Source organism: Geodermatophilus sp. SYSU D00691 (genome assembly GCF_054050275.1).
Genome location: NZ_JBJGYZ010000027.1, coordinates 82,217 through 88,323, shown reverse-complemented (window position 1 = coordinate 88,323; position 6,107 = coordinate 82,217). Strand labels below are relative to the sequence as shown.

The 6,107-nt window shown below is 75.0% G+C and carries 9 protein-coding genes; 3 read left to right on the top strand and 6 right to left on the bottom strand.

What is annotated here, in order from left to right:
* Positions 1-33: 33 nt before the first annotated feature.
* Together ACI797_RS19000 and ACI797_RS18995 are read right to left on the bottom strand one after the other, a co-directional pair.
* A complete protein-coding gene (locus ACI797_RS19000; protein WP_456860328.1) occupies positions 34-882 on the bottom strand; it encodes an ABC transporter permease in 849 nt (282 codons plus the stop codon).
* Positions 879-1,898, bottom strand: coding sequence for an ATP-binding cassette domain-containing protein (locus ACI797_RS18995; protein ID WP_456542040.1), 1,020 nt, complete (start codon positions 1,896-1,898; stop codon positions 879-881). Before ACI797_RS18995 ends, ACI797_RS19000 begins: the two co-directional genes overlap by 4 nt.
* 37 nt (positions 1,899-1,935) lie before the next feature.
* Here ACI797_RS18995 and ACI797_RS18990 point away from each other — a divergent pair, with 37 nt between their 5' ends.
* Genes ACI797_RS18990 through ACI797_RS18980 form a run of 3 tightly spaced genes read left to right on the top strand, consistent with a single transcriptional unit; the run spans position 1,936 to position 3,321 of the window.
* A complete protein-coding gene (locus ACI797_RS18990) occupies positions 1,936-2,583 on the top strand; it encodes a TetR/AcrR family transcriptional regulator C-terminal domain-containing protein (protein WP_456860326.1) in 648 nt (215 codons plus the stop codon).
* Between the two features lie 10 nt (positions 2,584-2,593).
* Positions 2,594-2,812: an RNA polymerase subunit sigma-70 gene (locus ACI797_RS18985; protein WP_456860324.1), complete on the top strand. Its 219-nt coding sequence runs from the start codon at positions 2,594-2,596 to the stop codon at positions 2,810-2,812.
* 14 nt (positions 2,813-2,826) lie between these two features.
* Entirely contained in the window at positions 2,827-3,321 is a 495-nt protein-coding gene (locus ACI797_RS18980; RefSeq protein ID WP_456860322.1) for a Clp protease N-terminal domain-containing protein, read from the top strand.
* Between the two features lie 20 nt (positions 3,322-3,341).
* On the opposite strand, the gene ACI797_RS18975 is transcribed toward ACI797_RS18980, so the two are convergent.
* Genes ACI797_RS18975 through dapE form a run of 4 tightly spaced genes read right to left on the bottom strand, consistent with a single transcriptional unit; the run spans position 3,342 to position 6,105 of the window.
* Positions 3,342-3,800 carry an SRPBCC family protein gene (locus ACI797_RS18975; protein ID WP_456542036.1) on the bottom strand — a complete coding sequence of 153 codons (459 nt, stop codon included), beginning with the start codon at positions 3,798-3,800 and terminating at the stop codon, positions 3,342-3,344.
* Positions 3,793-4,152: a DivIVA domain-containing protein gene (locus tag ACI797_RS18970; RefSeq protein ID WP_456860318.1), complete on the bottom strand. Its 360-nt coding sequence runs from the start codon at positions 4,150-4,152 to the stop codon at positions 3,793-3,795. The genes ACI797_RS18975 and ACI797_RS18970 overlap by 8 nt, the downstream gene beginning before the upstream one ends.
* Before the next feature lies 1 nt (position 4,153).
* Entirely contained in the window at positions 4,154-5,002 is an 849-nt protein-coding gene (locus ACI797_RS18965; protein WP_456860316.1) for an LOG family protein, read from the bottom strand.
* A complete protein-coding gene (gene dapE / locus ACI797_RS18960) occupies positions 4,999-6,105 on the bottom strand; it encodes a succinyl-diaminopimelate desuccinylase (protein ID WP_456860314.1) in 1,107 nt (368 codons plus the stop codon). Before dapE ends, ACI797_RS18965 begins: the two co-directional genes overlap by 4 nt.
* Positions 6,106-6,107: the final 2 nt, after the last annotated feature.

The window sequence follows — 6,107 nt, the reverse complement described above, 5'->3', positions numbered from 1 at the left end:
ATCAAGCACGCGTGCTTGATCGCGACGAAGCACTCACTCCGGGCGGCTGAACAGCCAGGCGGCGAACGCGAGCAGCAGCCCGCCGGTGCCGGCCACGACGACGACGTCGAGCCAGACGGGCACCGTCCAGGAGCCCCACTGCAGCGCGATGTCGGCCTCCTGCGTGCCGTCGACCGAGCTCAGCACTACCCGCCGCACGGCGTCCACGCCGTAGGTGACCGGGTTGACCAGCGCCAGCACGTGCAGCCAGGTCGGCAGCGCCGCGCTCACCGGGAAGAACGCCCCGGAGAGGAACATCAGCGGCGCGAGCAGCAGCTGCACCCGCGGCATGATCGTCTGGATCTGGTCGACCCGGACGGCGAGCACCAGGCCCAGCGCGGTGATCGTGAACGCCACGAGGAACAGCAGCAGCACCGTCACGAGCAGCACCAGCGGCGCGTACGGGACGCCGACGAGCGGGGCCAGCGCCAGCAGCACCAGCGCCTGCAGCGTGGCCACGGTCGCACCGCCGAGCGCCTTGCCCAGCACGATGCTGGTGCGGCTCACCGGCGCCACCAGCATCTCGCGGAGGAAGCCCAGCTCGCGGTCCCACACGATGGAGATCGCCGAGAAGACGGCGGTGAACATGACCGAGGTGGCCAGCACGCCCGGGAAGAGGAACGTCGAGTAGTCGGCGCCGCCGAACCCGCGGGCGCCGAGCGTGGCGCCCAGCCCCTGGCCGAGCACGAACAGGAAGAGCAGCGGCTGCGCGAAGGAGGAGAGGATCCGCCCGCGGTCGGTGCGGAAGCGCAGCAGGTCGCGGTACCAGACCACCTTCACCGCGCGCAGCTCGTGCCGCAGCCCGCGGGCGGCGACCTGGACCGGTGCGATCGTCGTCGTCATCGCCGTCCTCCCATGGCCCGGGCCATCCAGTGCGGGCCGGCGGCGGCCTGGCGGTCGGCCATCCGCGCGCCGGTGTAGGCGAGGAAGACGTCGTCCAGCGTGGGTCGCGAGACGCTCACCGAGCGCACGGTCAGGCCGAGCTCGAACAGCCGCGGCACGAACTCCTCGCCGTCGGGGGTGAGGACGACCAGCGCGCCGCCCTCCCGCGTGGTCTCGACGCCGAGCCGCTCCCGGACCAGCGCCTCCGCCGCGTCGTCGTCCGAGGTGACGACCCGTACCCGGTCGTGGCCGACGCTGGCCTTGAGCGCCGACGGCGTGTCCAGCGCGCCGATCCGCCCGGCGTCGACGATCGCGATCCGGTCGCAGCGCTCGGCCTCGTCCATGTAGTGCGTGGTGAGGAAGACCGTGATGTCCTCCTCGGCGCGCAGCTGGTCGACGTAGCGCCACAGCGTGGCCCGGGACTCGGGGTCCAGGCCGATCGTCGGCTCGTCGAGGAACAGCACGCGCGGCGAGTGCAGCAGCCCGCGGGCGATCTCCAGCCGCCGCTTCATGCCGCCGGAGAAGGTGCGCACCTTCGAGCCGCGCCGGTCGGTCAGGCCGACCATCTCGAGCACCGTGTCGATCCGCGGGCCGACGGCGGCCTTGGGCATGCCGTAGATGTCGGCGTGGAAGCGGAGGTTCTGCTCGGCGGTGAGGTGGTCGTCGAGCGTCGTCTCCTGGAAGACCAGGCCGATGTGCCGGCGGACGTCGTCCCGCTCCCGGACGACGTCGAAGCCCGCCACCCGGGCGGTGCCGGCGGTGGGCCGCAGCAGGGTGCAGAGGATCTTGATGGTGGTCGACTTGCCGGCGCCGTTCGGGCCCAGGAAGCCGAACACCTCCCCGGCCCGGACGGCCAGGTCGATGCCGCGGACCGCCTCCACCTCGTCGTAGGTCTTGACCAGCCCGCTGGCCTCGACGGCCGGTGGCCGGTCGACCGCCGCATCACCCGTCGGGCTCCCTAACGCCGTTAGAGTCACTCCCGCAGCGTCCTCTAACACCGTTAGAGTGTCAACCGTGCCACTGTCCCGGAAGGACGTCGTCCGCGCCGCCGTCGAGGTGCTGGACGACGAGGGGCTGCCCGGGCTCACCCTGCGCGCGGTGGCCGCCCGGCTGGGGGTGAGCGCCCCGACGCTGTACTGGCACGTCAAGGACAAGCGCCACCTGCTGGACCTGGTCGCCGAGCAGGTGCTGGCCGAGGTGCCGGACAGCGCCCGCGCCCCGCGGGAGGGCGAGTCGGTCTGGGAGTGGCTCGCCGAGAGCATCCGGCTGCGGCGGGCGCTGCTGCTCGCCCACCGCGACAGCGTGCAGGTGGTCGCCGGCAACCGGCCCACCGACGAGGCCCTGCCCGGGATCGAGAGCACGCTGCGCGTGCTGGTGGCGGCCGGCCTCGAGCCGGGCGAGGCCGTGCGCGTGCTCACCGCACTCGGCTCCTACCTGCTCGGCGACGCCCTCGAGACGCAGGCGGCCCAGGACCGCCCGGCCGAGGACTTCCCCACCGGCGACCACACCCGCTTCCCGCTCATCTGCGCGGCCGCGCGCACGGTCGGGGACGACGACGAGCGGTTCGAGGAGGGCCTGGCGCTGATGCTCGACGGCCTGCGGGTGCGCCTGGAGCGCCGCGCCTCATCAACCCAGGTTGACAACCCCGCGTCATCAACCTAAGTTGACGACCGTGGATCCGGGAGCGCTGCCGAGCCCGGAGGACCCCGGGACCGCGCTGGCCGCGGTGGTCGCCCTGCGGCGGTTGGCCGGCCGGCTGGAGTCGGCCGCGGTCGCCGAGGCGATCGCCCAGGGCTGGACCTGGGCGCAGGTCGGCGAGGCCCTCGGGATCAGCGCCCAGGCCGCCCACAAGAAGTTCGCCGCCGAGGTCCGCGCGCGCCGCGGCCGATGAACCGGGAGGTCCCCATGGGACTCGTCGACGCCGTCCGCGACGTGCGCACGATCAAGCAGCTGCTCACCGGCGCCGAGGCCGAGGCCCGCGCCGCCGGGGAGGACCTGCCCGGCCCGGAGCACCTGCTCCTCGCCGCGGCCGCGCTGCCCGACGGCACCGCACCGCGGGCGCTCGTGCAGGTGGGCGTCGACCCGGCGCGGCTGCGCGCCGCGGTCGAGCGGGCGCACGAGCGCGCGCTGGCCGCGGTGGGGGTCGACGCCGGTCCGGTCGACGACGGGCTGCAGGCACCCGCGGCCGGTCCGTTCCGGTCGACGCCGCAGGCGCAGCAGGTCTTCCAGGAGGCCGTCCGGCTGGCGAAGTCGGCCCGGCCGGCGCGGCTGCGCGGGGCGCACGTCGTCGCGGCGGTGTGCGACCTCGAGCGCGGCACCGCGGCCCGGGCGCTCACCGAGCTCGGCGTCGACCGCGCGCGGCTGCGCGCCGCCGCCCTGGCCGAGGTCGGCCTGGGCTGACCGGCGGCGCGGGCGGGGCCTCAGCCGGGGTAGGTGCGGGCCAGCTCGGCGAACCGGCGCAGCGACGCCCGGTACCCGGCGCGGATCACCGGCGCGACCAGCGGCCAGCCGAGCCGGCCCAGCGCCCCGAGGGGCAGGTCGACCTGCTCCGACCACACGAACGTCGAGTGCTCGCCGCGCGGGTGCACCTCGAAGCTGCCGGGCCCGCGCACCACGCGGCCGGTGTGCAGCACGTCGACCCGCGTCGGCGGCTCCCAGCGGGTGATCTCGAACGTGTCCACGACGCCGACCCGCCGGCCGCGGGGCAGCCGCGGGCCGGTCACCGCGACCAGCCGCCCGCCGACGCCCCGCGCCGGCCCCACCACGGGGCGGACGTCGGTGCCGAGCATCCACTCCCCCTGCCGCACCCAGTCGGTCAGCGCCGCCCACACCCGCTCGGGCGGCGCGTCGACGTCGATGCTCTCCACCAGCTCAGGCACCGGCGTGCTCCTCGTCGTCGCCGCCGTCCGCGGGCTGCTCGCCGTCGTCGTCCCGCTCGGCCAGCCGGGCCCGCAGCGCGGCGATCTCCTCGTCGCGCTCGTCGAGGGTCTGCGCGAACTGGTCGATGAGCCAGTCCACCTCGGTCATCCGGTAGCCGCGCAGCGCCACCGAGATGCGCAGCGCGCGGACGTCGTCGCCGACGACGGGCCGGTCGTCGGGCAGCTCCACCGGTGAGCGGTCCAGCTCGGCCGGCGGCTGCGTCTCGCCGCGCCCGAGCAGCACCGAGCCGCCGAGGAAGAGCAGGCCGCCCACCAGCAGCACCCCGACGACGAAGAGCAGGAACGAGAGCACGTCAGGCCTCGACCGGCCCCCCGGCCGGCATCTGGTCCATCCGCGCGGGGGCGCGCATGCCGCCGCCGTTGTCGCCGGCCGCCGCGCGGGCGGACTCGGCCTCCTGGATGACCCGCACGATCTCGTCGACGTCGTCGGTGACGTGCAGCAGGTCGACGTCCCCCGGGCTGATCGTGCCCTGCTCGACGAGCGTCGTCCGCACCCAGTCGACCAGCCCGGTCCAGTACTCCGAGCCGTAGAGGATGACCGGGAAGCGGGTGACCTTGCGGGTCTGCACCAGGGTGAGCGCCTCGAACAGCTCGTCGAGCGTGCCGAACCCGCCGGGCAGGATCACGAACGCCTGCGCGTACTTGACGAACATCGTCTTGCGCACGAAGAAGTAGCGGAACGAGATGCCGACGTCGACCCACTCGTTGAGCTCCTGCTCGAACGGCAGCTCGATGCCCAGGCCGACCGACAGCCCGCCGGCCTCCGAGGCGCCGCGGTTGGCCGCCTCCATCGCCCCGGGGCCGCCGCCGGTGATGACCGCGTAGCCGGCCTGCACCAGCGCGGCGCCCAGCTGCACCCCGGCCGCGTAGTGCGGGTGGTCGCGCGGCGTGCGGGCGCTGCCGAACACGCTCACCGCCCGCGGCAGCTCGGCGAGCAGCCCGAAGCCCTCGACGAACTCGGACTGGATGCGCAGCACGCGCCACGGGTCGGTGTGCACCCAGTCGGTCGGCCCGCGCCGGTCGAGCAGCCGCTGGTCGGTCGTCGTCCCCTGCATCGTCGGGTCCGGCTCACCGCCCCGCAGCATGATCGGGCCGCGGTGCCGCGTCGGGCGGGGACGGCGGCCGTCGGGTGATTCGGTCATGCACTGCTCCCGGACAGGTAGGCGGTGAGGGCGTCCTCGACGGGCTGGAGCGCGTCGACGCGGACGTGCTCCTCCCGGGTGTGGGCGAGCTGCGGGTCGCCGGGGCCGTAGTTGACCGCCGGGATGCCGAAGGCGGCGAACCGGGCGACGTCGGTCCAGCCGAGCTTGGCGCGCGCCGGGCGGCCGACCGCCGCGACGAACGCGGCGGCCGCGGACTCGCCCAGCCCGGGCAGCGCCCCGCCGGCGTTGTCCACGACCTCCAGGGTGGCCCCGGCGGCGAGCGCGTCGGCGAACACCTCGCGGACGTGCGCCTCGGCGGCGTCCTCGTCGCGGTCGGGTGCGTAGCGGAAGTTCACGGTGACCCGGCAGACGTCGGGGACGACGTTGCCGGCCACGCCGCCCTCGATCCGGACGGCGTTGAGCCCCTCGCGGTAGGTGCAGCCGTCGATCTCGACCTGCCGGGCCTGGTAGGCGGCCAGCGTGGCGAGGACCGGCGCGGCGCCGTGGATGGCGTTGACCCCCAGCCAGCTGCGGGCGCTGTGCGCGCGCCGGCCGGGCACCTCCAGCACGGCCCGCAGCGTGCCCTGGCAACCGGCCTCGACCTCGCCGTCGGTGGGCTCGAGCAGGACGGCGAGGTCGCCGTAGAGCCAGCCCCGCCGCTCGCGGGCCACCCGGCCGAGGCCGTTGCGCGCCGACTCGACCTCCTCGTTGTCGTAGAAGACGAACGTGAGGTCGTGCGCCGGCTCGGCGCCGGGCACCCCGAAGCGGCCGGCCAGCCGGAGCATCACGGCGTCCCCCGACTTCATGTCCGAGGTCCCGCACCCGTGCAGGACGCCGTCCTCGAGCCGGCTGGGCACGTTGTCGGCGATCGGCACGGTGTCGAGGTGCCCGGCCAGGACGACGCGGGTGGGCCGGTCGAGATCGGTGCGGGCGAGGACGGCGTCGCCGACCCGCTCGACCTCCAGGCCGCCGAGGTCGCGCAGGGCCGCCTCGACGGCGTCGGCCAGCGCCTGCTCGCTGCCCGACACCGACGGGACGTCGACCAGGGCGCGGGTGAGCTCGAGGACGTCGGCGGAGAGGTCGAGCTTCGCGATGTCACCCACGA

Bases quoted from the DNA above. Each gene is read 5' to 3' on its own strand.
- ACI797_RS18980 (WP_456860322.1), top strand. From the start codon at position 2,827: ATGGGACTCGTCGACGCCGTCCGCGACGTGCGCACGATCAAGCAGCTG.
- ACI797_RS19000 (WP_456860328.1), bottom strand. From the start codon at position 882: ATGACGACGACGATCGCACCGGTCCAGGTCGCCGCCCGCGGGCTGCGG.
- ACI797_RS18965 (WP_456860316.1), bottom strand. From the start codon at position 5,002: ATGACCGAATCACCCGACGGCCGCCGTCCCCGCCCGACGCGGCACCGC.